The 26,561-nt window shown below is 58.5% G+C and carries 29 protein-coding genes; 17 read left to right on the plus strand and 12 right to left on the minus strand.

The genetic code is table 11. The features are described 5' to 3' along the window. Nucleotides 1-57: 57 nt before the first annotated feature. The 5 genes from rimO (at nt 58) to tsaA (ending at nt 3,983) form a co-directional block, all read left to right on the plus strand. A complete protein-coding gene (gene rimO, locus AD670_RS22260) occupies nt 58-1,398 on the plus strand; it encodes a 30S ribosomal protein S12 methylthiotransferase RimO (RefSeq protein ID WP_046384502.1) in 1,341 nt (446 codons plus the stop codon). A 100-nt stretch (nt 1,399-1,498) separates the two neighbouring features. Continuing rightward, the gene (locus AD670_RS22265; protein WP_053137407.1) at nt 1,499-1,972 is read left to right on the plus strand and encodes a GNAT family N-acetyltransferase; all 474 of its coding nucleotides are present in this window, start codon (nt 1,499-1,501) and stop codon (nt 1,970-1,972) included. Between the two features lie 71 nt (nt 1,973-2,043). Beyond that, entirely contained in the window at nt 2,044-2,754 is a 711-nt protein-coding gene (locus AD670_RS22270; RefSeq protein WP_053137410.1) for an rRNA pseudouridine synthase, read from the plus strand. Between the two features lie 68 nt (nt 2,755-2,822). Then, a complete protein-coding gene (locus AD670_RS22275) occupies nt 2,823-3,284 on the plus strand; it encodes a DUF1456 family protein (protein ID WP_053137413.1) in 462 nt (153 codons plus the stop codon). A 3-nt stretch (nt 3,285-3,287) separates the two neighbouring features. Beyond that, on the plus strand, nt 3,288-3,983 hold the full coding sequence (gene tsaA, locus AD670_RS22280) for a tRNA (N6-threonylcarbamoyladenosine(37)-N6)-methyltransferase TrmO (protein ID WP_053137415.1): 696 nt from the start codon (nt 3,288-3,290) through the stop codon (nt 3,981-3,983). Nucleotides 3,984-4,099: 116 nt separating this feature from the next. Here tsaA and fpr read toward each other — a convergent pair whose 3' ends face one another. Beyond that, nucleotides 4,100-4,879 (minus strand): ferredoxin-NADP reductase, encoded by a 780-nt coding sequence (gene fpr, locus AD670_RS22285; RefSeq protein ID WP_003189055.1) that lies wholly within the window; start codon nt 4,877-4,879, stop codon nt 4,100-4,102. A gap of 125 nt (nt 4,880-5,004) precedes the next feature. Between fpr and AD670_RS22290 the strand changes: the two genes are divergently transcribed. After that, nucleotides 5,005-5,931: a LysR family transcriptional regulator gene (locus AD670_RS22290; RefSeq protein ID WP_053137418.1), complete on the plus strand. Its 927-nt coding sequence runs from the start codon at nt 5,005-5,007 to the stop codon at nt 5,929-5,931. A gap of 3 nt (nt 5,932-5,934) precedes the next feature. Here AD670_RS22290 and AD670_RS22295 read toward each other — a convergent pair whose 3' ends face one another. From AD670_RS22295 to AD670_RS22310, 3 genes are all read right to left on the minus strand, one after another. After that, a complete protein-coding gene (locus tag AD670_RS22295; RefSeq protein WP_053137420.1) occupies nt 5,935-6,297 on the minus strand; it encodes a diacylglycerol kinase in 363 nt (120 codons plus the stop codon). A 75-nt stretch (nt 6,298-6,372) separates the two neighbouring features. Beyond that, nucleotides 6,373-7,023, minus strand: a complete 651-nt coding sequence (erdR, locus tag AD670_RS22300; protein ID WP_053137423.1) for a response regulator transcription factor ErdR — start codon at nt 7,021-7,023, stop codon at nt 6,373-6,375. 252 nt (nt 7,024-7,275) lie between these two features. Next, on the minus strand, nt 7,276-7,995 hold the full coding sequence (locus tag AD670_RS22310; protein WP_053137429.1) for a tRNA-uridine aminocarboxypropyltransferase: 720 nt from the start codon (nt 7,993-7,995) through the stop codon (nt 7,276-7,278). Nucleotides 7,996-8,173: 178 nt separating this feature from the next. Here AD670_RS22310 and AD670_RS22315 point away from each other — a divergent pair, with 178 nt between their 5' ends. Together AD670_RS22315 and AD670_RS22320 are read left to right on the plus strand one after the other, a co-directional pair. Continuing rightward, the gene (locus AD670_RS22315) at nt 8,174-8,614 is read left to right on the plus strand and encodes a PA3611 family quorum-sensing-regulated virulence factor (protein WP_053137432.1); all 441 of its coding nucleotides are present in this window, start codon (nt 8,174-8,176) and stop codon (nt 8,612-8,614) included. Nucleotides 8,615-8,990: 376 nt separating this feature from the next. Further along, on the plus strand, nt 8,991-10,103 hold the full coding sequence (locus AD670_RS22320) for a TIGR00730 family Rossman fold protein (RefSeq protein ID WP_053137435.1): 1,113 nt from the start codon (nt 8,991-8,993) through the stop codon (nt 10,101-10,103). A gap of 188 nt (nt 10,104-10,291) precedes the next feature. Here the strand turns inward: AD670_RS22320 and recX are convergent, their stop codons facing one another. From recX to AD670_RS22350, 6 genes are all read right to left on the minus strand, one after another. After that, on the minus strand, nt 10,292-10,759 hold the full coding sequence (gene recX / locus AD670_RS22325) for a recombination regulator RecX (RefSeq protein ID WP_053137438.1): 468 nt from the start codon (nt 10,757-10,759) through the stop codon (nt 10,292-10,294). Nucleotides 10,760-10,767: 8 nt separating this feature from the next. Continuing rightward, on the minus strand, nt 10,768-11,826 hold the full coding sequence (gene recA, locus AD670_RS22330) for a recombinase RecA (RefSeq protein ID WP_048720087.1): 1,059 nt from the start codon (nt 11,824-11,826) through the stop codon (nt 10,768-10,770). 83 nt (nt 11,827-11,909) lie between these two features. Continuing rightward, entirely contained in the window at nt 11,910-12,410 is a 501-nt protein-coding gene (locus AD670_RS22335) for a CinA family protein (protein WP_053137441.1), read from the minus strand. A 376-nt stretch (nt 12,411-12,786) separates the two neighbouring features. After that, entirely contained in the window at nt 12,787-13,302 is a 516-nt protein-coding gene (locus AD670_RS22340) for a hypothetical protein (RefSeq protein ID WP_053137443.1), read from the minus strand. Nucleotides 13,303-13,322: 20 nt separating this feature from the next. Beyond that, nucleotides 13,323-13,667, minus strand: coding sequence for a phage holin family protein (locus tag AD670_RS22345; protein ID WP_053137446.1), 345 nt, complete (start codon nt 13,665-13,667; stop codon nt 13,323-13,325). A 598-nt stretch (nt 13,668-14,265) separates the two neighbouring features. Further along, the gene (locus AD670_RS22350; protein ID WP_082341028.1) at nt 14,266-15,000 is read right to left on the minus strand and encodes an XRE family transcriptional regulator; all 735 of its coding nucleotides are present in this window, start codon (nt 14,998-15,000) and stop codon (nt 14,266-14,268) included. A 174-nt stretch (nt 15,001-15,174) separates the two neighbouring features. Between AD670_RS22350 and AD670_RS31730 the strand changes: the two genes are divergently transcribed. The 5 genes from AD670_RS31730 (at nt 15,175) to fdxA (ending at nt 19,432) form a co-directional block, all read left to right on the plus strand. Continuing rightward, nucleotides 15,175-15,330 carry a hypothetical protein gene (locus tag AD670_RS31730; protein ID WP_172681508.1) on the plus strand — a complete coding sequence of 52 codons (156 nt, stop codon included), beginning with the start codon at nt 15,175-15,177 and terminating at the stop codon, nt 15,328-15,330. Between the two features lie 157 nt (nt 15,331-15,487). After that, nucleotides 15,488-15,703 carry a hypothetical protein gene (locus tag AD670_RS22355; RefSeq protein WP_053137452.1) on the plus strand — a complete coding sequence of 72 codons (216 nt, stop codon included), beginning with the start codon at nt 15,488-15,490 and terminating at the stop codon, nt 15,701-15,703. Nucleotides 15,704-15,831: 128 nt separating this feature from the next. Then, the gene (locus tag AD670_RS22360; RefSeq protein ID WP_053137455.1) at nt 15,832-16,158 is read left to right on the plus strand and encodes a DUF2388 domain-containing protein; all 327 of its coding nucleotides are present in this window, start codon (nt 15,832-15,834) and stop codon (nt 16,156-16,158) included. Between the two features lie 216 nt (nt 16,159-16,374). Next, complete coding sequence (mutS, locus tag AD670_RS22365) at nt 16,375-18,966, plus strand: DNA mismatch repair protein MutS (RefSeq protein ID WP_053137458.1); 2,592 nt, start codon at nt 16,375-16,377, stop codon at nt 18,964-18,966. A 142-nt stretch (nt 18,967-19,108) separates the two neighbouring features. Further along, the gene (gene fdxA / locus AD670_RS22370) at nt 19,109-19,432 is read left to right on the plus strand and encodes a ferredoxin FdxA (RefSeq protein WP_053137462.1); all 324 of its coding nucleotides are present in this window, start codon (nt 19,109-19,111) and stop codon (nt 19,430-19,432) included. A 495-nt stretch (nt 19,433-19,927) separates the two neighbouring features. Here fdxA and apbC read toward each other — a convergent pair whose 3' ends face one another. After that, nucleotides 19,928-21,022, minus strand: a complete 1,095-nt coding sequence (apbC, locus tag AD670_RS22375; RefSeq protein WP_053137464.1) for an iron-sulfur cluster carrier protein ApbC — start codon at nt 21,020-21,022, stop codon at nt 19,928-19,930. A 172-nt stretch (nt 21,023-21,194) separates the two neighbouring features. Here apbC and metG point away from each other — a divergent pair, with 172 nt between their 5' ends. The 4 genes from metG to AD670_RS22395 all read left to right on the plus strand — a co-directional run bounded on the left by metG (nt 21,195) and on the right by AD670_RS22395 (nt 25,398). Next, nucleotides 21,195-23,246, plus strand: coding sequence for a methionine--tRNA ligase (metG, locus tag AD670_RS22380; RefSeq protein ID WP_053137469.1), 2,052 nt, complete (start codon nt 21,195-21,197; stop codon nt 23,244-23,246). 113 nt (nt 23,247-23,359) lie between these two features. Then, nucleotides 23,360-24,322: an electron transport complex subunit RsxB gene (gene rsxB / locus AD670_RS22385; protein ID WP_053137474.1), complete on the plus strand. Its 963-nt coding sequence runs from the start codon at nt 23,360-23,362 to the stop codon at nt 24,320-24,322. A 147-nt stretch (nt 24,323-24,469) separates the two neighbouring features. Beyond that, nucleotides 24,470-25,108, plus strand: coding sequence for an endonuclease III (gene nth / locus AD670_RS22390; protein WP_053137477.1), 639 nt, complete (start codon nt 24,470-24,472; stop codon nt 25,106-25,108). Between the two features lie 107 nt (nt 25,109-25,215). Further along, the gene (locus tag AD670_RS22395) at nt 25,216-25,398 is read left to right on the plus strand and encodes a PA3496 family putative envelope integrity protein (RefSeq protein ID WP_027604586.1); all 183 of its coding nucleotides are present in this window, start codon (nt 25,216-25,218) and stop codon (nt 25,396-25,398) included. Nucleotides 25,399-25,482: 84 nt separating this feature from the next. On the opposite strand, the gene AD670_RS22400 is transcribed toward AD670_RS22395, so the two are convergent. Further along, nucleotides 25,483-26,115, minus strand: a complete 633-nt coding sequence (locus AD670_RS22400) for a response regulator transcription factor (RefSeq protein WP_027604587.1) — start codon at nt 26,113-26,115, stop codon at nt 25,483-25,485. Nucleotides 26,116-26,561: the final 446 nt, after the last annotated feature.

The raw sequence follows: 26,561 nt of genomic DNA on the forward strand, positions 1-26,561 counted from the left end.
CCCGTCCGCAGCCCTGTCGTGCCCGACTGGCGGCGTCATTCAATACCGAGGTTAGACATGTCCACCACCATCGCAAAAGCCAACCCCAAGGTTGGCTTTGTTTCCCTGGGTTGCCCGAAGGCGCTCGTCGATTCCGAGCGCATCCTCACGCAACTGCGTATGGAAGGCTATGACGTTGTGTCCACTTACCAGGACGCTGATGTGGTGGTGGTCAACACCTGCGGCTTCATCGACTCGGCCAAGGCAGAGTCCCTGGAAGTGATCGGCGAAGCCATCAAGGAAAACGGCAAGGTCATCGTGACCGGCTGCATGGGGGTGGAAGAAGGCAATATCCGCAACGTGCACCCAAGCGTGCTGGCCGTGACCGGCCCGCAGCAGTACGAGCAGGTGGTCAATGCCGTGCACCAGGTGGTGCCACCGCGCCAGGATCACAACCCGCTGATCGACCTGGTACCGCCGCAAGGCATCAAGCTGACCCCGCGTCACTATGCGTACCTGAAGATCTCCGAAGGCTGCAACCACAGCTGCAGCTTCTGCATCATCCCGTCGATGCGCGGCAAGCTGGTCAGCCGTCCGGTGGGTGACGTGCTCGACGAGGCCCAGCGCCTGGTCAAATCCGGCGTCAAAGAGCTGCTGGTGATCTCCCAGGACACCAGCGCCTACGGCGTCGACGTGAAATACCGCACTGGCTTCTGGAACGGCGCGCCGGTGAAAACCCGCATGACCGAACTCTGCGAAGCCCTCAGCAGCCTGGGCGTGTGGGTGCGCCTGCACTACGTCTACCCGTACCCGCATGTGGACGAGCTGATCCCGTTGATGGCTGCCGGCAAGATCCTGCCGTACCTGGACATCCCGTTCCAGCACGCCAGCCCGAAAGTGCTCAAGGCCATGAAACGCCCAGCCTTCGAAGACAAGACCCTGGCGCGTATCAAGAACTGGCGCGAGATCTGCCCCGAGCTGATCATCCGCTCGACCTTCATCGTCGGCTTCCCCGGCGAAACCGAAGAAGACTTCCAGTACCTGCTGGACTGGCTGACCGAAGCGCAACTGGATCGTGTGGGTTGCTTCCAGTACTCGCCCGTGGAAGGTGCCCCGGCCAACCTGCTCGACCTGGCCGTGGTCCCGGATGACGTCAAGCAGGACCGTTGGGAGCGCTTCATGGCGCACCAGCAGGCGATCAGCTCGGCGCGCCTGCAACTGCGTATCGGCAAGGAAATCGAAGTACTGATCGACGAAGTCGACGAGCAAGGCGCAGTCGGCCGTTGCTTCTTCGATGCACCGGAAATCGACGGTAACGTGTTTATCGACGATGCCAGCGGCCTGAAGCCAGGTGACAAGGTCTGGTGCACCGTGACCGACGCTGATGAATACGATCTGTGGGCTGAAAAGCGCGACTGATCGAAAAAACTTGAAAAGCCCTGCCTCTGGACAAGATGCGGGGCTTTTTTAGGTCTATCGTTTTGCCCATCAACGCCAATCATGGCAAGGGGCAGCAGGCATGCGCCAGCATTCGGTTATCCACACACCTAAAGCCAGCGACTACGTAGAGTTGGCGCGCATCTGGGAGGCCTCGGTGCGGGCCACCCATGATTTTTTGCCGGACAGTTATATCGTGCGACTGAAAAATCTGCTGCTGACCCGCTACCTGGATTCGGTGATGCTGATCTGCACCAAAGACGCACGCCAACGTATCAGCGGGTTCGCCGGGGTGGCGTGCGGCAAGGTGGAAATGCTGTTTATAGACCCGGCATACCGGGGCCAGGGCCTCGGCCGGCAGTTGCTGCGTTATGCGATCGACTGCATGAATGCCGACGAGCTGGACGTTAACGAGCAGAATCCCCAAGCGCTGGGATTCTATTTCAAGCAGGGTTTCGAAGTGGTCGGACGCACCGAGCATGACGGCCTGGGGCAGCCTTATCCACTGCTGCACCTGCGCTTGCGCCAGCCACAACAACAGGCCCGCCAGGGCTAAATGAAATGGGGTCGGGATTAACCGCGCCCACACAGGTACAATAGCCGCCCCCTTTTGTTACGGCCCTTGTCATGACTGACCCCATACGCCTCTCCAAACGCCTTATCGAACTGGTCGGTTGCTCCCGTCGGGAGGCTGAGCTGTTTATCGAAGGCGGCTGGGTCTCGGTGGACGGTGAAGTGATCGACGAACCGCAATTCAAGATCACCACCCAGAAGGTCGAACTGGACCCAGAGGCCAAGGCCACCGCGCCAGAGCCGGTGACCATCCTGTTCCATGCCCCGGTTGGTGTCGATGCCGAGACGGCAATGGCCTCGATCAGCGCCGAAACCCTGTCCGAAGAACACCGCTTCAGCAAGCGTCCGCTCAAGGGCCATTTCCTGCGCCTGACCGCCAGCGCCGACCTGCAAGCCAAGGCCAGCGGCCTGTTGGTGTTTACCCAGGACTGGAAGATTCTGCGCAAGTTGACCGCCGATGCCGCCAAGATCGAGCAGGAATACGTGGTAGAGGTTGAAGGCGACATGGTTGCCCACGGCCTCAACCGCCTGAACCACGGCCTGACCTACAAAGGCAAAGAGCTGCCAGCCGTAAAAGCCAGCTGGCAGAACGAAAATCGCCTGCGCTTTGCGATGAAAAACCCGCAACCGGGCGTGATCGCCCTGTTCTGCGAAGCCGTTGGCCTGAAGGTCATCGCCATCCGCCGCATTCGTATCGGCGGCGTGTCCATCGGCAAAGTGCCAGTTGGCCAATGGCGTTACCTGTCCGGCAAAGAGAAGTTCTAAGCCGCCTCCCCTTTCCAGGCACCGCCCCACCCGGCGGCGCCCACCGTTGAAAACCAGGATTGCCCACCATGATTCACAATGACGTACTGCGCAGCGTGCGCTACATGCTCGACATCAGCGACAACAAGATGGTCGAGCTCATCAAGCTCGGCGGCATGGACGTGACCAAGGAAGACCTGCTGACTTACCTCAAGAAAGACGAGGAAGAGGGCTTTGTGTTCTGCCCGGATGACGTCATGGCCCACTTCCTCGATGGCTTGGTGATTTTCAAGCGCGGCAAGGACGAAAGCCGTCCGCCGCAGCCGATCGAAACGCCGGTGACCAACAACATCATCCTCAAGAAGCTGCGCGTGGCCTTCGAACTTAAGGAAGACGACATGCACGCCATCCTCAAGGCTGCCGAATTCCCGGTGTCCAAACCTGAGCTGAGCGCGCTGTTCCGCAAGTTCGGCCACACCAACTACCGCACCTGTGGCGACCAGTTGCTGCGCAACTTCCTCAAGGGCCTGACGCTGCGGGTTCGCGCGTAAGCCATGAGTTACCAGGTCTCGCCCGTCGGCTTCGTACGCTCCTGCTTCAAGGAGAAGTTCGCCATCCCGCGCCAACCGCAACTGGCGCCTGCCGCGCGGGGCGTGCTGGAGTTGGTGGCGCCGTTCGACCAGGGTGAAGCGGTACAGGGCCTGGAGCAGGTCAGCCACGTGTGGCTGTTGTTTCTGTTCCACCAGGCCTTGGAAGACAAGCCCCGCCTGAAAGTACGCCCGCCCCGCCTGGGCGGCAACACGTCCATGGGCGTGTTTGCGACCCGCGCGACTCATCGGCCCAACGGGATTGGCCAGTCAGTGGTCAAGCTGGACAAGGTCGAGCCGGGGCGGCTGTGGATTTCCGGGATCGATTTGCTCGATGGCACACCGGTATTGGATATCAAGCCGTATGTGCCCTACGCCGACATCATCGACACGGCCACCAACAACATCGCCAGCGGTGCGCCGCAGCTGATTGCCGTGCAGTGGCTGAAGACGGCGCTGCAGCAGGCACAAGGCCACGCCCAGCGCCTTGGGGAGCCATTGGTGGAGTTGATCGATCAGTGCCTGGCACAGGATCCACGGCCGGCGTACCAGACGCCAGGGCCGGAGCGCGAATACGGGGCGCAGTTCTGGGATGTGGATGTGCGCTGGCACTATCCTGAGGCTGGGATGATTTGTGTGTTGGAAGTGGTTCCGGCGGGATAAACCGGAAACCCAATGTGGGAGGGGGCTTGCTCCCGATGGCAGTGGATCAGTCAACTTGTATATCGACTGACCCACCGCCATCGGGAGCAAGCCCCCTCCCACATTTTTTACCGCAGTTATTTCTCGACGAACGCGCGCTCGATCAAGTAATCACCCGGCTCACGCATGCGTGGCGAAACCTTCAGGCCGAAGCTGTTCAGCACTTCGCTGGTCTCGTCCAACATGCTTGGGCTGCCGCACAGCATGGCGCGGTCGTCCTCGGGGTTGATCGGTGGCAGGCCGATGTCGCTGAACAGCTTGCCGCTGCGCATCAGGTCGGTCAGGCGGCCTTCGTTTTCGAATGGCTCGCGGGTCACGGTCGGGTAGTAGATCAACTTGTCACGCAGGGCCTCGCCGAAGAACTCGTTCTGCGGCAGGTGCTCGGTGATGAATTCGCGGTAAGCGACTTCGTTGACGTAACGCACGCCGTGGCACAGGATCACTTTTTCGAAACGCTCGTAGGTTTCCGGGTCCTGGATCACGCTCATGAATGGAGCAAGGCCAGTACCGGTGCTGAGCAGGTACAGGTGTTTGCCCGGCTTCAAATCGTCAAGCACCAGGGTGCCTGTCGGTTTTTTGCTGATGATGATCTCGTCGCCTTCCTTCAAGTGCTGCAATTGGGAAGTCAGCGGGCCATCCGGCACCTTGATGCTGAAGAACTCCAGATGCTCTTCCCAGTTCGGGCTGGCAATGGAGTAAGCGCGCATGAGCGGGCGGCCGTTGGGCTGTTGCAGGCCGATCATCACGAACTGACCGTTCTCGAAGCGCAGGCCCGGATCGCGGGTGCACTTGAAGCTGAACAGAGTGTCGTTCCAGTGATGAACACTGAGGACACGCTCGTGGTTCATGTTGCTCATGTACGGGGGACTCCTGGAAATGGGTCTGCGCCAAAGGTGTAGATGCGCAATTGCACAGCATTCTAATGGCGGCGACAATATCTGTTAACTGGATTATTAAGATAAGGGTTATCGGTTATATCGATATGCGATTTACTCTCCGTCAACTGCAAGTCTTCGTCGCCGTCGCCCAGCAGGAAAGCGTCTCTCGCGCTGCTGGCCTTCTGGCCTTATCTCAATCCGCCGCCAGCACCTCGATTACCGAGCTGGAGCGCCAATCCAGCTGCCAATTATTCGACCGCGCCGGTAAACGCCTGAGTCTCAACGCCTTGGGCCATCAGCTGTTGCCTCAAGCGGTGGCGCTGCTGGACCAGGCCAAGGAGATCGAAGACCTGCTCAACGGTAAGTCCGGCTTCGGCTCCCTGGCGGTCGGCGCTACCCTGACCATTGGTAATTACCTGGCCACCCTGCTGATCGGCAGCTTCATGCAGCAGCACCCGGAAAGCCAGGTGAAGCTGCACGTGCAGAACACTGCCAATATCGTGCACCAGGTTGCGCACTACGAAATTGACCTGGGTCTAATCGAAGGCGACTGCAGCCACCCGGATATCGAGGTGCAAACCTGGGTAGAGGATGAATTGGTAGTGTTCTGTGCGCCTCAGCACCCCCTGGCCAAGCGCGGTGTGGCCACCCTGGAAGAGTTGACCCATGAGGCATGGATCCTGCGGGAACAAGGCTCGGGCACGCGCCTAACCTTTGACCAGGCCATGCGCCATCACCGCAGCGCGCTGAATATCCGCCTGGAGCTGGAGCACACCGAGGCGATCAAACGGGCGGTGGAGTCGGGTTTGGGGATTGGCTGCATCTCTCGCCTGGCACTGCGCGATGCGTTCCGCCGCGGCAGCCTGGTACCGGTGGAAACCCCGGACCTGGACCTGGCGCGACAGTTCTATTTCATCTGGCACAAGCAGAAATACCAGACCTCGGCGATGCGCGAGTTCCTGGAGCTGTGCCGTGCTTTTACCGCCGGGGTTCAGCGCAGCGACGAGATCGTGCTGCCGAGCATTGCCTGATCGTTAGATCAGGATCACCACCCACACCAGAGTAATCATGGTCAGTGCCACGAATTGCGCGGCGCTGCCCATGTCCTTGGCGTTTTTCGACAGGGGGTGGCGGTCGAGGGAGATACGGTCGATGGCCGCTTCTACCGCCGAATTGAGCAATTCAACGATCAAGGCCAACAGGCACACCGCAATCAACAGCGCCCGTTCGACACGGCTGACGTGCAGGAAAAAGCTCAGAGGGATCAGGATGACGTTCAGCAGCACCAGTTGGCGGAACGCCGCCTCACCGGTGAAAGCCGCGCGCAGGCCATCCAGGGAATAACCCCCTGCATTAAAGATACGTTTGAGACCGGTTTGACCCTTGAAAGGCGACATAGACGTAGGCAACTGAACCAAAGAAGTGGGGAAACTAGATCACGCAAAGTCAAAAAAGCGTGAATCGGTAACAACTTAATGCTGCGAAATTGACTCAAGTTGTTGCAAGAGCAGCGCCGCCTGGGTCCGCGTGCGCACCCCGAGTTTGCGAAAGATCGCTGTGACGTGAGCCTTGATGGTCGCTTCCGACACGCTCAACTCATAGGCGATCTGCTTGTTCAGCAACCCTTCGCAGACCATCGTCAACACTCGAAACTGCTGCGGCGTCAGGCTGGCCAGGCCATCGCGGGCGGCTTTGGCTTCATCGGACACGTTGATTTCTTCAAACGCTTGCGGCGGCCAGGACACATCACCGTCGAGCACCTTACGCACGGCGTTCTGGATATCTTCCATGGCGCTGGACTTGGGGATAAAACCGCTGGCGCCAAACTCCTTGGAGCGCACCACCACGTCAGCGTCTTCCTGGGCCGAAACCATCACCACGGGAATCTGCGGGTATTGCCCGCGCAGCAGCACCAGGCCTGAGAAGCCGTAGGCGCCGGGCATGTTGAGGTCGAGCAGCACCAGATCCCAGTCGGACTTTTCGGTAAGGCGGGCTTCCAGCTCGGCAATGCTGGCCACTTCAACCAGGCGCACATCCGGGCCAAGGCCCAGCGTCACGGCCTGGTGCAATGCACTGCGAAACAGCGGATGGTCATCGGCTATCAGGATTTCGTATGTGGCCATTGATTAAATGATCCTGTTTTTTATGGCAGCCCTGATGGGTTCAGGGTTCGCCAGTACACAAGGCAACGGCCAGGCAGCCATCGCCACAGGGCAGGTTCAACGTCAAAAGCACCTGAAACGACGTCGAAAATTCACGGTTACGCCCCAATCGGCGCTCAGCATGCCCAGCGCAGCCTGGAGGGTCAAGCACTACGCCCATGGGCATTTTAGCGAGGGGCAGGTTTACGGTGCCATCATGCAAACGTCGTCTGGCTATAGCTCGGGTATATAGGGCGCAAGACGAGTATGGACCCTGTCGGTCGGGTCCAGCGGTAACTGGAACTTGGCAGCCAAGTAGTGGGTGCTGAATACATCCAGGTAGGCATCCAGCACTTCGCTTGCAGCGGCGTCCTCGGCCAGCTCCAGGCACAGGGCCGCGACTTCGGCGGTGCAGAAATGGTCATCGCGCTTGGAGCGGCGCAGTTTGTAGCGCGAGAGTTGCTCAGGTGCCAGGCTCAATACCGGCAGATGTTCCAGATACGGACTCTTGCGGAACATTTTGCGTGCTTCGCTCCAGGTGCCGTCCAGCAGGATGAACAGCGGGCGCTTGCCTTTTGCCACCGTCACGGTACTGACGACACGCTCGGGCGCCACGAATTCGCCGGGAAACACGATGTAGGGCTGCCACTGCGGGTCAGCGAGCAGGGTGAGCAAATCCGGGTCGACTTCAGTGCGCGACCAGGCGAATGCGCTGGTGTCGTCGATCACGTCGGCGATCAGCCAGCCGGTGTTGCTGGGCTTCATCGGTTCGACATCGTGCATCAGCAGGCACATGGCCGACTGGGCCGCGACACGGGGACGCCAGGCACACAGACAATACTCGGGGATGACCCGGCAGCCGGGACAACGCTCGGCACGGGAGCCTCGATTGACGAAGGGTTTGATCGCGCGTGCCAGGCGCTGGGTACGCAGGCGGGAGACGGCGTGGCTCATCGGATGCGCCGTACAGGGGGGTAGATCGACACGGAGAAAACTCGTGGAGGCTGAAGTGGCCGCAGTTTAACAGCGATACGCCTGGCTGTAGTGGCAAGGGGTCACCTATAATTGCGCGCCACTGAACGCACAGCGCAGTGGCTGGTCTATGCACCAGTAACCGAATCAGGAGAGTTTCATGCTGCGTTCCATGCTGCGTCTTGCCGCCCCATCCATCGCACTTGCGTTGGTATTGCCTGTGGGCGCCCAGGCGGCCTCGCTGCTGGAGGCCCAAATGAACAGGAAGCTGCAAAGCGTCGCGGCTGAAAGCAACAAAGACCTGCCCCGGGAAATCGACGATAAAACCCTGGAAGTCGCCTACACCGTTGAAGGAATGCAGTTAATCGATCACCTGAGCGTCTTGCCCGACCGTGCCGAACAGATGCGCGCCAACCCCAAGGCTGTGTACTTCCAACTGGGGCAGAGCGTGTGCCTGAACAAAGGTTATCGCGAGCTGATGGCCAAGGGCGCAGTGATGCGCTACGAAATCACTGAAAACAAGACTAACCGTCCTGTGGCATCGGTGAAATTCGTGGAAGCGGATTGCCCGGCACCGGCTGCCGCCAAGAAGAAAAAGTAATCTGCGCTTCCCCTTCGCGCGCTGCTGTCCAGTAGCGCGCACTCCCCCGCTTCATTTTCCCGCAGGCAGCTAAACTCCCTACTGAGTGGCCAATAAGCGGTTGCCAGCCAAGGGTTTTTCGGCCCATGATCAAGTCATCCCAACCGCCCGTTCACAACGGCTTCCATGTCGTTCTGTAACATTTTCAGGGCAAAACAGGGTTGCCCTCCTGCGACTTGCAGTGCAAAGGTTTTTAAATCACAAGGAACATACAGAGCCCATTTGCCGCCCGGCAAACACGTGCAATGCCTTGGGCATGCAGCGACACATGCAGTGTCGTGGCCTGCGGACGAATCTCTCGCCGTTGGCCCAGCCTCTGTGAAGAAGGAGACGTTGAATGCCTTACGAACCGAATGACCGCCTGCTCCGGCATTTTGAAGAAAACGGCGCTGACCTTACGCAGCAGGTCGAAGCTCAACTCCAACAGATAGCGCCCAACAGCCCGAATATCCCTCTCTATCGCGACATGATCCTTACCGTGCTGCGCATGGCTCAGGACGACCGCAACCGTTGGAATGCCAAGATCACCCTGCAGGCTATCCGCGAATTGGACCATGCCTTCCGCGTACTCGAACAGTTCAAGGGGCGCCGCAAGGTCACGGTGTTCGGCTCGGCACGCACCCCGGTAGAAAGCCCCCTGTACGCCCTGGCCCGTGAAGTAGGTGCAGCGCTGGCGCGCTCGGACCTGATGGTGATCACCGGTGGTGGCGGCGGCATCATGGCGGCGGCCCACGAAGGGGCAGGCCTGGAACACAGCCTGGGGTTCAACATTACCCTGCCGTTTGAACAGCATGCCAACCCGACTATCGATGGCACCGAGAACCTGCTGTCCTTCCACTTCTTCTTTACCCGCAAGCTGTTCTTCGTCAAGGAAGCCGACGCGTTGGTGTTGTGCCCAGGTGGTTTCGGCACCCTGGATGAAGCCCTGGAAGTATTGACCCTGATCCAGACCGGCAAAAGCCCGCTGGTACCGGTGGTGTTGCTGGATGCGCCGGGGGGAGGTTTCTGGCAGGGCGCGCTGGACTTTATCCGCAGCCAACTGGAAGCCAATCGCTACATCCTGCCCACCGACCTCAAGCTGGTACGCCTGGTGTACAGCGCTGAAGAGGCAGTGGAGGAGATCAATCAGTTCTATGCCAACTTCCACTCCACGCGCTGGTTGAAGCGGGAGTTTGTGGTTCGCATGAATCATCCACTCAGCGATCGAGCGCTGGCTCATTTGCAGAGTGAATTTGCCAGCCTGCGGTTGAGTGGGGATTTCCAGCAACTTGCCTATACGGGTGAGGAGCATGACGAACCGAGGTTCAGCCATTTGACGCGGTTGGTGTTCAACTTCAATGGCCGCGATCAGGGCCGGTTGCGAGAACTGGTGGATTACATCAACTTGCCGGAGAACTGGGCACAGGCTCAGGGGAAGACGCAACAGCGGGTAGCGCCGCAGCCGGCGTGAAATCCAGAAACGCAAAAAGGCTCGCTATTTTCATAGCGGGCCTTTTTTGGTGCTTCAGTTTTGGTATTTCAAGTTAGATCGAAGGTGAGGCCATTGGGGCTGCTTCGCAGCCCGACGCGGGGCAAGCCCGCTCGCCACAACAAGCCCATTCACCACACAACAAGGCCGTTCATCACACAACAAGGTGTTCAGTCGTCCATATCTCGACCACTGAGTAAGCGGCTGATCATCTCCATCGAAAAACCGCGATAACTCAGGAAGCGGCCTTGTTTCGCGCGTTCTCTCGCATCGATGGGGAGATGACCAGAGAACTTTCGACGCCAAGTGTCTTCCAGTTGCGCCTGCCAACTGATACCGCACTCGCGCAGGGCAAGGTCAATATCATTACGTTGCAAACCGCGCTGGCTCAGCTCTTCGCGAATACGCGCTGGGCCGTAGCCGGAACGGGCTCGGTAGGAGACAAAACTTTCGAGGTAACGGGATTCCGAAAGCAGCCCCTCTTCCGTCAAACGGTCAAGGGCGGTTTCGATCATCTCGGGTTCCGCGCCGCGCTGACGCAGTTTGCGCGTCAGCTCGACTCGACCATGCTCGCGGCGAGCGAGCAGGTCCATTGCGGTGCGCCGAACGGCGACGAGTGTATCCAGTACAACAGTCATCGTTTGCTTCAGATGTCAGTGTCAGCTTCTTCTACTTCTTCAACCGGCTCGCGGTTGGCGGCAGCTTTCACGTCTGGCGCCGGGGTCAGCAGCTTGTCGCGGATCTGCTTCTCAAGCGTGGCCGCGATATCCGGGTTGTCCGCCAGGAACTTGGCCGAGTTGGCCTTACCCTGACCGATCTTGCTGCCGTTATACGCATACCAGGCACCGGATTTCTCGACGAAGCCGTGCAGCACGCCCAGGTCGATCATTTCGCCGTTCAGGTAGATACCCTTGCCATAGAGAATCTGGAATTCAGCCTGGCGGAAAGGCGGAGCCACTTTGTTCTTCACGACTTTGACGCGGGTTTCGCTACCAACCACCTCGTCACCTTCTTTCACCGCGCCGGTACGGCGGATGTCCAGACGGACCGACGCATAGAACTTCAGCGCGTTACCACCGGTAGTGGTTTCCGGGCTGCCGAACATCACGCCGATTTTCATACGGATCTGGTTGATGAAGATCACCAGGCAGTTGGCGTTCTTGATGTTACCGGTGATTTTACGCAGCGCCTGGGACATCAGACGGGCTTGCAGGCCCACGTGCATGTCGCCCATTTCGCCTTCGATTTCAGCCTTGGGTACCAGGGCTGCCACGGAGTCGACCACGATCACGTCGATGGCGTTGGAGCGCACCAGCATGTCGGTGATTTCCAGGGCTTGTTCACCGGTGTCCGGCTGCGAAACCAGCAGGTCGTCGACATTGACGCCCAGCTTGCCCGCGTATTCAGGATCCAGGGCGTGCTCGGCGTCGACGAACGCGCAAGTGGCGCCCATTTTTTGTGCCTGGGCAATCACCGACAGGGTCAAGGTGGTTTTACCGGAAGATTCAGGACCGTAGATTTCAACGATACGGCCTTTTGGCAGACCGCCAATGCCGAGCGCGATGTCCAGACCCAGAGAGCCAGTGGAAATAGCCGGGATCGCCTGACGGTCGTGATCGCCCATACGCATTACGGCACCCTTGCCGAATTGACGTTCGATCTGACCCAGGGCCGCAGCCAAGGCTTTCTTCTTGTTGTCGTCCATTAAAGTCCTCACGTAATCAATAAGGCCTGGCGGCCAACACCTGTATAAGTAGACAGTATTGTTCCATAAAGATCAGAGATCGCCTACCCCTGATTTTCTATTTCTGCTGCAGCTCGTCGCAACAAGCCCTCCAGCGCAGCCTTTACCGTTTGTCGACGAACCTCGTCGCGGTTGCCGGGGAAGTGCTGAAGCTCGGCCGTGACCTCATCACCAACGCCAAAGGCCAGCCACACGGTGCCCACCGGTTTGTCCGCCGAACCACCGTCCGGCCCCGCCACACCGCTGACCGCCACGGCAAAGCGCGCCAGGCTTTTCTCCTGCGCGCCGCGCGCCATGGCCTCAACCACCTCCTGGCTGACGGCCCCGACTTTTGCAAACAACCCCTCCGGCACGTTCAACTGCCGGGTCTTCTGCCGATTGGAATAGGTGACATACCCCGCTTCGAACCAGGACGAACTCCCTGGGATCCGCGTGATGGCTTCCGCGATACCGCCGCCTGTACAGGACTCGGCGGTAGTGACGTGGGCATTGAGCACCTGCAAGCGGCGACCCAGGTCAGCGGCAAGTTGGGTGATTTCCTTCACGGTGATCTCCAGAATTGGACGGGGGTTTGCCTACCCTACAGGAGCAAATCGCTCATGCAAGCGACAGACTGGAACAAGAGATTAGCGGGCGACGGCGCGCGCAGGCCTGGCCAGATCGAGCGCTTGCAAGTGTGCAGCCAACAAGCGCTCAAGCTGCGCTTCATACCGCCAGCAAGACATAGCCCGATAACCGGTAGGCGACTAGGAAACGCATAACGCCGCCCTCGCCGGCGTCCACAACTGCAAACGGGCCTCCAGCCCATTGATGCCACCGTCGATGCGCCGGGGGGATAGTGACGAACGGGGACTTATCGAACTGCGATAGCCCGTCACCGGGTAGCCCCCAGTTGCATGCATAACAGCGCGTCAAACTGGACTACTCCTGCAGCGGGCGATACTGATCCGGATCGTCGATGTTCAACACGTCCCAGCCGCGAGAAAATAGCGCTTTGCCTGTAGGATCGTCGAGCAGGGCCCGGTCGATATAAAGGGTCTGGGTGAAGGACACGATCCAGGTGTCGTAGTCCGTTTCGACGCCGTTACGTCCGAAGGGCGCCGCGATCATGGATGTGGGCACGTCGCACTGGTCGGACGGCAGGCCCCAGCGATTATCCAGGGCCAGGTCCATCAACTGGCTGGCCAGGTCACAGGCGTCAAACGCGTCTGACCCGCTGGGAACCATAGCCTTGAGTGAAACCAACAAGGTGTGGGCCTTGCGTCCGTCAGGGGAGCGAGCGCCTGGGGCGTTGAGCTCCACCCTGATCAGCACACCGGCTTTGTCTTCGGCGCCGATGAAACCCTGGTGATTGCCTACAAGCAATTGTGGGAAGGCACTCTTTAGCACCATCCCAATCGCCGTGGGCAGTTGTGAGGTTTTTTCGATAGGTGTCATCTGTTGCGTCCTTGCAGCGATTACTGCTGATCCGGGTGGGATGGCGGGGTCTCATTGACCCCGATGCGCTTGGCCGCCCAGCGTTCATAAAGGCCGATGGCGACGTCTGCACCAGCCATGGCCGTCAGGCAGCCAATGGCGCCGGCGGTCCAGATCGACATGCCTGCGGCGTAGCACAGCATCAATGCCGAGACTCCGCAGACCATGCATGCACCGGACCGCAGAGCCAGACGCCGAACCAGCGACCAGCCGCGGGCGCCCTCCTTGTCAGCCCGCCACATTTCGCCGGATACGCCGCCGATCAGGGCCAGTACGATCACCAGCCAGATAGGCATTTCCGCTAACGCTTGCTGCTCGTTTGTCATGTCACGCCTCCTGGCTGAGCAATCCCGGCAATGGGCCGGCTTTTGGGTAATTCCATTTAGAGGTAGGCATTCCAAAAAGCCCGGTTGCCCAGGCTTTTCAGTAATGCGGTCCAGATTCGATCTTTCGGCGCTACTGGCGCGGTACGGATCTTTCCTCATTGTTTTTCCGACCACGATCCCTGTGTGCGGGGTAACTGCTTCGATGCTTTACGCTGCACATCCGGGTCAGTTGCCAACCCTCTGAACCGTTGAGGCCGGCTCATCGCTGCCTGTTCTTGCAAAGCTGTGAAACTAAAGAGCGTCGGCATCCTTGCCGGTGTTGCCTGGCGTCCCTGCCATCGCTCGGATGGCGTCCTTGCCGATGTTGCGTGCCTTCCTTGTCTTCCTTGGCAGCATCCTTGCCGCCTCCACCAGACCTTATCGGCTGGCTTGAGATGAAGAATATGCATGTATGCATATACAGTCAATGCGTAAATGCATTTATTTTCATCCAAATAATGCGCTGATGCATTTCAGGCGTTATGGACAAAGGGTTTGGCGATTTTCCACAGGCCAAAAAAAGCCCGCTCAATGGCGGGCTTTCTCTTACGCAAGGAGGTTAACGGGCGTACATACCCCACCAGAATACATGACCAAGGATGCTGATCTGCTCATCCTGAATATCCTGGAAGCTGTAGTCCTCATCCGGGTGTTCATCGCGATTGAAACTGCGCAGGCGAATACCGGAAGGCAGGCGATAGAGCTGTTTCACCCGCAGTTGGCCATTGTGGTTGATGGCATACAAGTCGCCATCGACGATGTCGCCAATGCCACTTTTACCCGCATTCACTCCTACCGTCGCGCCGTCGCGCAGTACCGGCAGCATACTGTTGCCGCGCACCGTCACACACTTGGCCTGGTCGAACTGCACACCGTTGTGTCGCAGACTGCGTTTTCCAAAACGCAGGCTGGCCTTCTCGCTTTCCTCGATGACGAATCTCCCTGATCCAGCAGCCAATTCAACCTCGCGCAGAAAGGGGATCGACACCTCGTCATCATTAACGGGGGTGTCGTCATCCCACAGGCTTATATCCTTGAGTTCCGAATGCATCGGGTCGCGCCCTTCATCGCGCAAAGCGCCCACCGCCGCGCGTCCGCGCAGCTGGTCGGTGCTGATGCGGAAGTACTCGGCGATGCGCGAGATGTGTTTATCCGAAGGATCAACGATCTTGCCGCTGAGGATCCGGGACAATGTGGATTGAGGCACGCCAGTACGCCGGTGAAGCTCCGTGGGGGAGATCCGGTCGCGGTCCAACAGCTCTCTTAAGACAATAGAAACGTTGCGTTTTTGCATAACGGCGATAGTGACGGGAGTTTTTGGGGTTGGCAAATGCTAATTTGCATATTCCATGCACATCAGCGGAACTCCCGGGCAAAATAATGTCAATTTGACATGAGCACCGCGGTACTTGATGCAATGTGCTCAAACAGCGCCAGGCTGATTCCTGGCAAGCCAAGGAAGAAAGTAATGAAACTCGTGCTTGCCATTTTGTTGATGTTCAGTGGGTACACCTTTGCGGCAAGTTGCACTCTGACCAACGAGCGTATTGCAACGCCCAGCAAAGTGGCGCCAGCTGCGAAAACATCAGCAATAGCGATTTGCGCACTCAGTGCAACGCAATGAAGCGTTGACCAAGGATGGGCTAAAGGACAAAAAAGGTCGCCCCCACTTTTAGTTTCTGCCTATCCGTTTAGGACCTGCGAAGCCCCCAACCTTGCGTGCTAACCTTGCCGCCAACGCCCATTCACCTCAATTTAAAGCGGTATGCGGAAGACCACGAATGACCGAATGGAGAAATCAGAGCTTCTGGGGCAAGGCGTGGATATACGCCGTGCTGGCGCTCCTAATGTTGATTTCCGACGGCGCAGACTTAAGCTCGCTGGGCGACGGGGGCTCTAATCGCAAGCGGGTTTTCAGCCCCGGATTCATTGTTCTGTGCTGTTTCGTCGCGGTGATTGAATTGATAGTGCTGAACCATTTCTATGGGGCGAACTGATGAGTCGAGAGCTAAAGACCACCCCGTCAAGCACAGCAACCCGCCCCAGTGTCGACGGCGCCTTATATCTGCAAAGTGACCAGCTCTGCTATCGTGCGCCCCTCTTATAGAAATGGAAGCTTCGAAGAATGGACTCATGGAAGACTCTGGCAATCGCTGTCATGGTATTGATCGGCGCCCCAGCAGTGGCCGCTGAAAATGCCAACCCTTTCGATAAAGCGCTGATGTATTCGACGTTCTTGCCAACCATCCTGGTTGCGGGGACTACCTCTCTCACGACCGATGCGCCAAAGCTTTTCACATCCTCCAAAACCGATGCCCTTGCTTTTATCGGTTCGGACGGAGAGATCCGCGGTGCTGAGTTTGAACAGGCATCTCGGTACTATCGCTCGACCTACGCCGCGCCTCTTATGTCCGACATGCAACTGGCCAAGGCAATCGTGTCAGCGTACTGAGAAGAAGGCTTTCTCCGTTGCGCGCCAACAGCGTTGCTTGCGTGCAATAAACCTCGCGCATTTAAGTAAATGCGTCGCCCCCTTTGCGTTTTACCTATCCGTTTGCGACCTGCGAAGGGCCGACCGCGCGTGTTAACCTTGCGGCCATTGCAAAATCAGCAGGGCCAAGTGCCCCACCTTTGCCCCACTCCTTTCAACGAATTTGCCTATTATCCAATGAGTAAAAACACGTCCGATCTGTCTTCCCACACCCCGATGATGCAGCAGTACTGGCGCCTGAAAAACCAGCACCCTGATCAGTTGATGTTCTATCGCATGGGCGACTTCTACGAGATCTTCTATGAAGACGCGAAGAAGGCCGCCAAGTTGCTGGACATCACCCTGACCGCGCGCGGGCAGTCGGCGGGGCAGTCGATTCCGATGTGCGGAATTCCTTACCACTCGTTGGAAGGCTACCTGGTCAAGCTGGTGAAGCTGGGCGAGTCGGTGGTGATCTGTGAGCAGATCGGCGATCCGGCCACCAGCAAGGGGCCGGTGGAACGCCAGGTGGTGCGCATTATTACGCCGGGGACGGTGAGTGATGAGGCGCTGCTGGATGAGCGTCGCGATAACCTGATCGCTGCGGTGTTGGGCGATGAGCGCTTGTTCGGACTGTCGGTGCTGGATATCACCAGCGGCAATTTCAGCGTGCTGGAAATTAAGGGTTGGGAGAACCTGCTGGCGGAGTTGGAGCGCATCAACCCGGTGGAGCTGTTGATCCCGGATGATTGGCCGAAGGATCTGCCCGCCGAAAAACGCCGTGGGACAAAACGCCGTGCGCCGTGGGATTTCGAGCGTGACTCGGCACTGAAAAGTCTGTGCCAGCAGTTCTCGGTGCAAGACCTTAAGGGTTTCGGCTGCGAAACCCTGACCCTGGCCATCGGCGCCGCCGGTTGCCTGCTCAGCTACGCCAAGGAAACCCAGCGCACCGCCCTGCCGCACTTGCGCAGCCTGCGTCATGAGCGTCTGGACGATACCGTGGTGCTCGATGGCGCGAGCCGTCGCAACCTGGAACTGGACACCAACCTGTCAGGCGGGCGTGATAACACCCTGCAGTCGGTGGTCGACCGTTGCCAGACCGCCATGGGCAGCCGCTTGTTGACCCGTTGGCTGAACCGTCCGCTGCGGGATTTGACTGTGCTGCAAGCGCGTCAGACGTCTATTACCTGCTTGCTGGACGGCTATCGGTTTGAAAAGCTGCAACCGCAGTTGAAGGAAATCGGCGATATCGAGCGCATCCTGGCGCGGATCGGCCTGCGCAACGCGCGCCCCCGCGACTTGGCGCGTCTGCGCGATGCCCTCAGCGCCCTGCCACAACTACAAGTGGCGATGACCGAACTGGATACACCGCACCTGCAACAACTCGCCATGACGGCCGGCACCTACCCGGAACTGGCAGCGCTGCTGGAAAAGGCCATCATCGACAACCCACCAGCGATCATTCGTGACGGCGGCGTGCTCAAGACCGGCTATGACAGCGAACTGGACGAACTGCAATCCCTGAGCGAAAACGCCGGGCAGTTCCTGATTGATCTGGAAGCCCGTGAAAAAGCCCGCACCGGCCTGGCCAACCTGAAGGTTGGCTACAACCGCGTGCACGGCTACTTTATCGAGTTGCCGAGCAAGCAGGCCGAGTCAGCGCCCATCGACTATCAACGCCGCCAGACACTCAAAGGTGCCGAGCGCTTTATCACGCCAGAGCTGAAAGAGTTCGAAGACAAGGCGCTGTCGGCTAAAAGCCGTGCCTTGGCGCGGGAAAAGATGCTTTATGAGGCCTTGCTTGAGGACCTGATCAGCCAACTGGCACCGCTGCAGGACACCGCCGCAGCCCTGGCGGAACTGGACGTACTGAGCAACCTCGCCGAGCGCGCGCTGAACCTCGACCTGAACTGCCCGCGCTTTGTCAGCGAACCGTGCATGCGCATCGTGCAGGGGCGTCACCCGGTGGTGGAGCAGGTGCTGACCACACCATTCGTCGCCAACGACCTATCGCTGGACGACGATACCCGCATGTTGGTGATCACCGGTCCGAACATGGGTGGTAAATCCACCTACATGCGTCAAACCGCCTTGATCGTACTGCTGGCGCATATCGGCAGCTTTGTGCCAGCGGCCAGTTGTGAATTGTCCCTGGTAGACCGCATCTTCACCCGGATCGGCTCCAGCGATGACCTGGCCGGTGGCCGTTCGACCTTTATGGTGGAAATGAGCGAAACCGCCAACATCCTGCACAACGCCACCGAGCGCAGCCTGGTGCTGATGGACGAAGTGGGTCGCGGCACCAGCACGTTTGATGGCCTATCCCTGGCGTGGGCAGCCGCCGAGCGGTTGGCGCACCTGCGTGCCTATACGCTGTTTGCCACCCACTACTTCGAACTGACGGTGCTGCCGGAAAGCGAGCCACTGGTGGCCAACGTGCATCTGAATGCCACCGAGCACAACGAACGCATCGTGTTCCTGCACCATGTGTTGCCCGGGCCCGCCAGCCAGAGCTACGGCCTGGCCGTGGCGCAATTGGCCGGTGTGCCGAGCGACGTGATCACCCGCGCCCGCGAGCACCTCAGCCGCCTGGAAACCACGGCCCTGCCCCATGAAACCGTGGTTGCCAGCCCTGCCAAGACAAGCCGTAAACCCGCCGCACCGCACCAGAGCGATATGTTCGCGAGCCTGCCCCATCCGGTGCTGGATGAGTTGGCAAAGCTTGACCTGGACGAGTTGACACCGCGAAAAGCGCTCGAAATGTTATATGCACTGAAGACTCGGATATAACGCTAAGGCTTGCAAGCTGATAGACTCTCGCGCGGTTTGGGATGCTGCTGGCTTTTAGCCTGGCCTGCAGACTATCGCTCCCGAACCTCGCGAGCCCTACCACAAAGGGTTTCGCTGCCGCCGCCTGAGGAGAGAATTAGAAATGACCTTCGTCGTCACCGACAACTGCATCAAGTGCAAGTACACCGACTGCGTAGAAGTGTGTCCGGTGGACTGCTTCTACGAAGGCCCGAACTTCCTGGTCATCCACCCGGACGAGTGCATTGACTGCGCCCTGTGTGAACCTGAATGCCCGGCCGTCGCCATTTTCTCCGAGGACGAAGTCCCGGCGGATATGCAGGAATTTATTCAGTTGAACGTCGAGCTGGCGGAAATCTGGCCGAATATCACTGAGAAGAAAGAACCGCTTCCAGACGCGGAAGAGTGGGATGGCAAGAAGGGCAAAATCAAAGACCTTGAGCGCTAACGCGCTGCTGCCCTCCCAAAAAGGCCCCTTGCGGGCCTTTTTTGCGTTTAGGGGCAGGCGTTCACTTTTCTACAGGCAAAAAAAGGGGCGGTATGACCCGCCCACATTTTTTCCCTAGTCCCTGTGTTCCTTTTCATCATCCTGATGAATCGCATCCTGCGACGTTCCTTCAACCATCGTTCCTTGATGGCTGTGTCAATCCGTGGACACAGGGCTGATGTTAGAGAGTTCCAAGGGAAGTACAACGGGATCCAACGTGGACACCGACAAGTTCCAGCGCCCAAACACAGATAAATAGTTGTTATATTTCAAATAGATAGAAAAAACTCTCAAGATTTTTAGCGGCGTGCACCGAGTAAAAAAACCAAACACTTACGAAAAAGTAAGTGAATGCTTACACCCGCAATTGCGTAAAAGCGTAACTCAAGCCCCTTGACCGATCTTCAGGCAAGAAAAAGCCCCGACAAAGTCGAGGCTTCTTGCCCTTCAACGAACTCAGTCGTCGCTGACCGTAATCGTCGGCATTGCCGGCGCAGACGCTTCCTGCAGGACGATCCGCGCGCCCACATGGCGAGCCAGTTCCTGGTAGATCATGGCGATCTGACCATCGGGCTCTGCCGCTACAGTGGGCTTGCCGCCATCAGCCTGTTCACGGATCACCATCGACAACGGCAACGAGGCCAGCAGTTCAACGCCGTATTGGGTCGCCAGCTTCTCACCACCGCCCTCACCGAACAGATGCTCGGCGTGACCGCAGTTGGAACAGATGTGCACGGCCATGTTCTCCACGACACCCAGCACCGGAATGTTGACCTTGCGGAACATCTCCACGCCTTTCTTGGCGTCCAGCAGCGCAAGATCCTGGGGAGTGGTCACGATCACAGAGCCTGCCACCGGGACTTTCTGCGCCAGGGTCAGTTGGATATCGCCGGTGCCTGGCGGCATGTCGATCACCAGGTAATCCAGGTCGCCCCAGGCGGTCTGGGTGACCAATTGCAGCAAGGCGCCGGAGACCATCGGTCCACGCCACACCATCGGCGTGTTGTCATCCGTCAGGAACGCCATGGACATGACTTCCACGCCCATGGACTCGATCGGCACAAACCACTTCTGGTCCTTGACCTTCGGCCGCGTGCCTTCGGCAATACCGAACATCACGCCTTGGCTTGGGCCGTAGATGTCGGCGTCGAGAATGCCCACCCGCGCGCCTTCACGGGCCAGGGCCAAGGCCAGGTTGGCTGCAGTGGTGGATTTCCCCACGCCGCCCTTGCCGGACGCCACGGCGACCACGTTCTTAACGTTGGCCAGCCCTGGAATCTGCGCCTGGGCCTTGTGCGGTGCGATGACGCACTGGATGTCGACCTTGGCGGCACCCACACCGTCGAGGCCTTCAATGGCCATTTGCAGCATCTGCGCCCAGCCCTTCTTGAACAGGCCGGCGGCATAACCCAGCTCCAACTGGACCGACACCTGATCCCCCTGGACCTCGATGGCGCGTACACAGCCGGCGCTGACCGGGTCCTGGTTCAAATAGGGGTCGGTGTACTGGCGAAGAACGGCTTCCACCGCTGCGCGATTGACGGCGCTCATGGGCTACTCCCGAAAAAAGACTGACTGAAACAGGCGGCTATCCTAACCGTTCCAGCGGCATTGCGGCATGCTTTCGCAGGTGCGGAAGATTCTGAAACAGCGCCACGGGGTGAAATAAATTTCCCGGCGCTTTATAGTGGCCGACCTCCGTTTCATCAAGTAGCCGAGCCCCATGTCCGAGCCACGCAAGATCCTCGTCACCAGCGCCCTGCCCTATGCCAATGGTTCTATCCATCTTGGCCATATGCTTGAGTACATCCAGACCGATATGTGGGTGCGCTTCCAGAAGCATCGCGGCAATCAATGCATCTATGTCTGCGCGGACGACGCCCACGGTTCGGCCATCATGCTGCGCGCCGAAAAGGAAGGGATCACCCCGGAACAACTGATCGCCAATGTGCAGGCTGAACACAGCGCCGACTTTGCCGAGTTCCTGGTGGATTTCGACAATTTCCACTCGACCCACTCCGAAGAAAACCGCGAGCTGTCGAGCCAGATCTACCTGCGGTTGAAGGACGCCGGGCACATTGCCACGCGCTCGATCACCCAGTATTTCGACCCGGAAAAGAAAATGTTCCTGGCCGACCGCTTCATCAAGGGCACCTGCCCGAAATGCGGCACTGAAGACCAGTACGGCGACAACTGTGAAAAATGCGGTGCCACCTATGCACCCACCGACCTGAAGGATCCTAAGTCGGCGATTTCCGGCGCTACTCCGGTGCTCAAGGATTCCCAGCACTTCTTCTTCAAACTCCCGGATTTCCAGCAGATGCTGCAAACCTGGACCCGCAGCGGCACCCTGCAGGACGCCGTGGCGAACAAGATCGCCGAATGGCTGGACGCCGGCCTGCAACAGTGGGACATCTCCCGCGATGCGCCGTACTTCGGCTTCGAGATCCCAGGCGAGCCCGGCAAATACTTCTACGTGTGGCTGGACGCGCCGATCGGCTACATGGCCAGCTTCAAGAATCTCTGCGACCGTACGCCGGAGCTGGACTTCGATGCGTTCTGGAGCAAGGACTCGACCGCCGAGCTGTACCACTTCATCGGCAAGGACATCGTCAACTTCCACGCCCTGTTCTGGCCAGCGATGCTCGAAGGTTCGGGCTACCGCAAGCCGACCGGCATCGCAGTACACGGCTACCTGACGGTCAATGGCCAGAAAATGTCCAAATCACGTGGCACCTTTATCAAGGCGCGCACTTACCTGGATCACCTGTCGCCCGAATACCTGCGCTACTACTACGCCTCCAAGCTGGGCCGTGGCGTCGACGACCTGGACCTGAACCTGGAAGACTTCGTGCAGAAGGTCAACTCGGACCTCGTGGGCAAAGTCGTCAACATCGCCAGCCGATGCGCCGGTTTTATCCAAAAGGGTAACGCCGGCCTGCTGGTGGCCGAGAACGCCGCGCCAGAGTTGACTGAAGCGTTCCTGGCCGCCGCGCCAAGCATCGCCGACGCCTATGAAGCCCGCGACTTTGCCCGCGCCATGCGCGAGATCATGGGCCTGGCCGACCGTGCCAACGCCTGGATCGCCGATAAGGCTCCATGGTCGCTGAACAAACAGGAAGGCAAGCAGGCTGAGGTCCAGGCGATTTGTGCCACAGGCGTCAACCTGTTCCGCCAGTTGGTGATCTTCCTCAAACCGGTACTGCCATTGCTGGCCGCCGACGCCGAGGCGTTCCTCAACGTCGCGCCGCTGACCTGGAACGACCACGCCACCTGGCTCAGTAACCATCAGTTGAACGAGTTCAAGCCATTGATGACCCGTATCGACCCAGTCAAGGTCCAGGCCATGACCGACGCCTCGAAAGAAGACCTGGCCGCCAGCCAGACCGATACCGGCGAATCCAAGCCGGCCGGTAACGGCGAGCTGGCCAAGGACCCGCTTTCTCCGGAAATCGAGTTCGACGCCTTTGCTGCTGTAGACCTGCGTGTTGCGCTGATCATCAAGGCCGAAGCCGTGGAAGGCGCGGACAAGCTGCTGCGCCTGACACTGGATATCGGTGATGAACAGCGCAACGTGTTCTCCGGGATCAAGAGCGCTTATCCGGATCCATCCAAGCTCGATGGTCGCCTGACCATGATGATCGCCAACCTCAAGCCACGGAAAATGAAGTTCGGTATCTCCGAAGGCATGGTGATGGCGGCCGGCCCCGGCGGTGAAGAGATCTACCTGTTGAGCCCGGACAGCGGCGCCAAGCCTGGTCAACGCATCAAGTAAGCCTGCAAGACAGCCCTGTCGTTTCAGCGACGGGGCTTTTCAGCTAGTCCCCCTTTCTCGCTTGCCGGATAATCAGACCCTGTTTGTTCAACCGGCATGCCAATGATCACTCCATGAACCTGATTCAACGTATCGACGCGCTGCTGCCACAGACCCAATGCGGCAAGTGCGGGCACCCGGGCTGCAAGCCTTACGCCGAAGGCATCGCCCGAGGCGAGGCGATCAACAAGTGCCCGCCCGGAGGCCAGGAGACCATCGCTGGCCTTGCGCTATTGCTGCGTGTGCCAGTTCTGGAACTGGACACCAGCTGCGGTGAAGCCCCGGCCCAGGTCGCCTACATCCGCGAGGCCGAGTGCATCGGCTGCACCAAATGCATCCAGGCCTGCCCGGTCGACGCGATTGTCGGCGCTGCCAAGTTGATGCACACCGTTATCATCGATGAGTGCACCGGCTGCGACCTCTGTGTGGCGCCCTGCCCTGTCGATTGCATTGAGATGCGCCCGCTGGCCGCAGGGCTGCCGATCGTCGGAGGCCTGGCCGCCAACGACGATCAACGCCGTGAGCGAGGTTTAAAGCGCGACCGTGCCCGGCGCCGCTTTGAACAACGCAATGCGCGCCTGCAACGGGAAGAAGAACACAGGATTGCCGAGCGTTTGGCACGGGCCAAGCGCTCAGCATCGGTGCAACCCTTGCCACTTGACGCAGCGCGGGCCGCCCTGGATGCGGCGGTGAAAAAAGCCAAGATCAATGTGGCCATGAGCCGCGCCCAGTTGCACAAATCCTTGAAGGCTTTTGGGCACCCGCCGACCTTTGAGCAGCAATCCCAGCTGATAGTCCTGCAACAGCAGTTCGAAGCCGCGGAGCAGGCACTGGCCGCCCTGGACCAGAACGACACGCCCGCGAAACCGCTGCCAGCCGCCAACAACGCCGACCTTAAACGCGCCAAAATCCAACTGGCGATGCGTCGGGCCGAGTTGAAGAAAGCTCTGGATCAACACGCCGATCCGCAGCAATTGGCCGACGCGCAACATAAGCTCGACGACGCGCAACGCCAGGTAGATGCCCATGGCACATAACTGATCATCGTGGGGTTGTTACGGCCCATCGCCGGCACCACATTGATACCTGTCGGGGTTATCCTGCCCGGTGACTGCTCGCAGGGTTCCAGACCTGGCTCCACTATTCGAAACTACGCTGACTGCCCGCAAGGAACCTTCCACCCCATGAACGCCGCAAAACGCCTGGAAATTTTCCGCAGGCTTCACGAAGACAATCCGGAACCCAAGACCGAACTGGCCTACTCCTCGCCGTTCGAGTTACTGATTGCAGTGATCCTGTCGGCCCAATCCACAGACGTTGGCGTCAACAAGGCCACGGCCAAGCTATACCCTGTGGCAAACACCCCAGAGGCGATTTATGCGCTGGGTGTGGAAGGGTTGTCGGAATACATCAAGACCATCGGCCTCTACAACAGCAAGGCCAAGAATGTCATCGAGACTTGCCGCTTGCTGGTAGAACTGCACGGCAGCGAAGTGCCGCAAACCCGCGAAGCGTTGGAAGCCCTGCCAGGGGTGGGCCGCAAAACCGCCAACGTGGTGCTCAACACCGCCTTCAGGCAACTCACTATGGCCGTGGACACCCATATCTTCAGGGTCAGTAATCGAACCGGTATTGCCCGTGGCAAGAACGTGGTTGAAGTGGAGAAGCAGTTAATGAAGTTTGTGCCCAAGCCATTCCTGCTCGACTCCCACCATTGGCTGATCCTGCATGGACGTTATGTTTGCCAGGCCCGCAAGCCACGCTGCGGCAGTTGCCGCATTGAAGACCTGTGCGAATACAAGGACAAGACGTCGGACGATTGAGGGTTCATTGGCTTTTTCGATCAGTCGATTGAAAAAATCTTTTTTACCCACTCATGGATTATCGTTATAAGGGGCGCCAACGGCAGTCTTACTCCGGAGTTAACGTTATGAGCACTGACAAAGAACAGTTGGATGTGGAAGACGACCTCGTTGAGTCGGAGGACGATGGCGTAGAAGCCCCTGTAGCAGAGGTGGCCAAGACCAATCTGAGCAAACGCCGTACTATCGACAACCTTCTGGAAGAACGACGCTTGCAAAAACAACTGGCCGACTACGACTTCGACCTCTGATCGAGCGGTCGACGGCCGGAAGCCTCCCTGACGGAGGCTTTTTTCTGCCGGTTACGCTGCCTGGGTGCAGTTATGTGCCCTCATCTATACCAAGCCGTTACGCTGAGCCAATTCGATCAGATCCACCAGAGAGCGGGCATTGAGCTTGAGCAGCAGGCGCGTCTTGTAGGTACTGACAGTCTTGTTGCTTAGAAACATACCGTCGGCGATCTCCTTGTTGGTTCTGCCCCGAGCCAATTGCTGCAACACCATCATTTCCCGGCCAGACAACCGCTCTACCATATCGGCCTCGCTGGCATTGCCCATGGTGGAGCGCACCGAGTTAAGCGCCTGGTTTGGAAAATAGCTGTAGCCGGATAAAACCGCCTTGATCGCACTCAGCAACTCGGTCAGGTCCTGTTGTTTGCACACATAGCCAGCAGCGCCCGCCTGCATGCAGCGCATGGAAAAGTGACCTGGGGCCTGGGATGTGAGTACCAGGACCTTGAACGGAACCGCCTGCTTGGTAGACGAGAGCCGGCAGATAACTTCCAGGCCATCGAGTTTGGGAATCCCAATATCCAGTATGACAATGTCCGGCATATGCTCCCGTGCAAGTTGCAACGCATCGACACCGTTATTGGTCTCGGCAACGACCTCATAACCATGACGTTCCATTAGCATACGTACAGCAAGACGAATGACGGGATGATCATCTACGATCAGCACTTTATTCATGAGAAAGTCCAATTTCGCTGTTCGAATTATTTAGAGCAAACACAATAGCCTAGTCGTTTCCTAGTTGGCATAGCGTTCCCCCCCGAGCAACAGCAAGCAGAGACCCAACCCACAGCGATAAAGGAAATGCCCTACAAAAAAACACCAATTCGGATGTTTCCAGTTTTATGGAGCCTTTCAGAACTTTCCGGTGCTTCACATATTTTGAGTGAAATTCACAGGCTCCCGAGTAGGCAAGGTAAACATTGCGCACGCAACTATCAGGAAATGCCCCTTGCCTGGCGCCTGCGACTGCTGGAGCCGGCAGAGAAAAATCGGTAGTTTCAGTTCCATTTAACATATTTACTTACATCCTTATTTCCTACAGAACTTTAGGCTTCTTACATACTCATCGCACCTATATGAGTGAATTATCTGTAAGACTGGTTCCTACAAGAGTGTAAAAA

Origin of the sequence: Pseudomonas sp. MIACH, from assembly GCF_001269925.1 — a bacterium.
Classification (GTDB): Bacteria; Pseudomonadota; Gammaproteobacteria; order Pseudomonadales; family Pseudomonadaceae; genus Aquipseudomonas.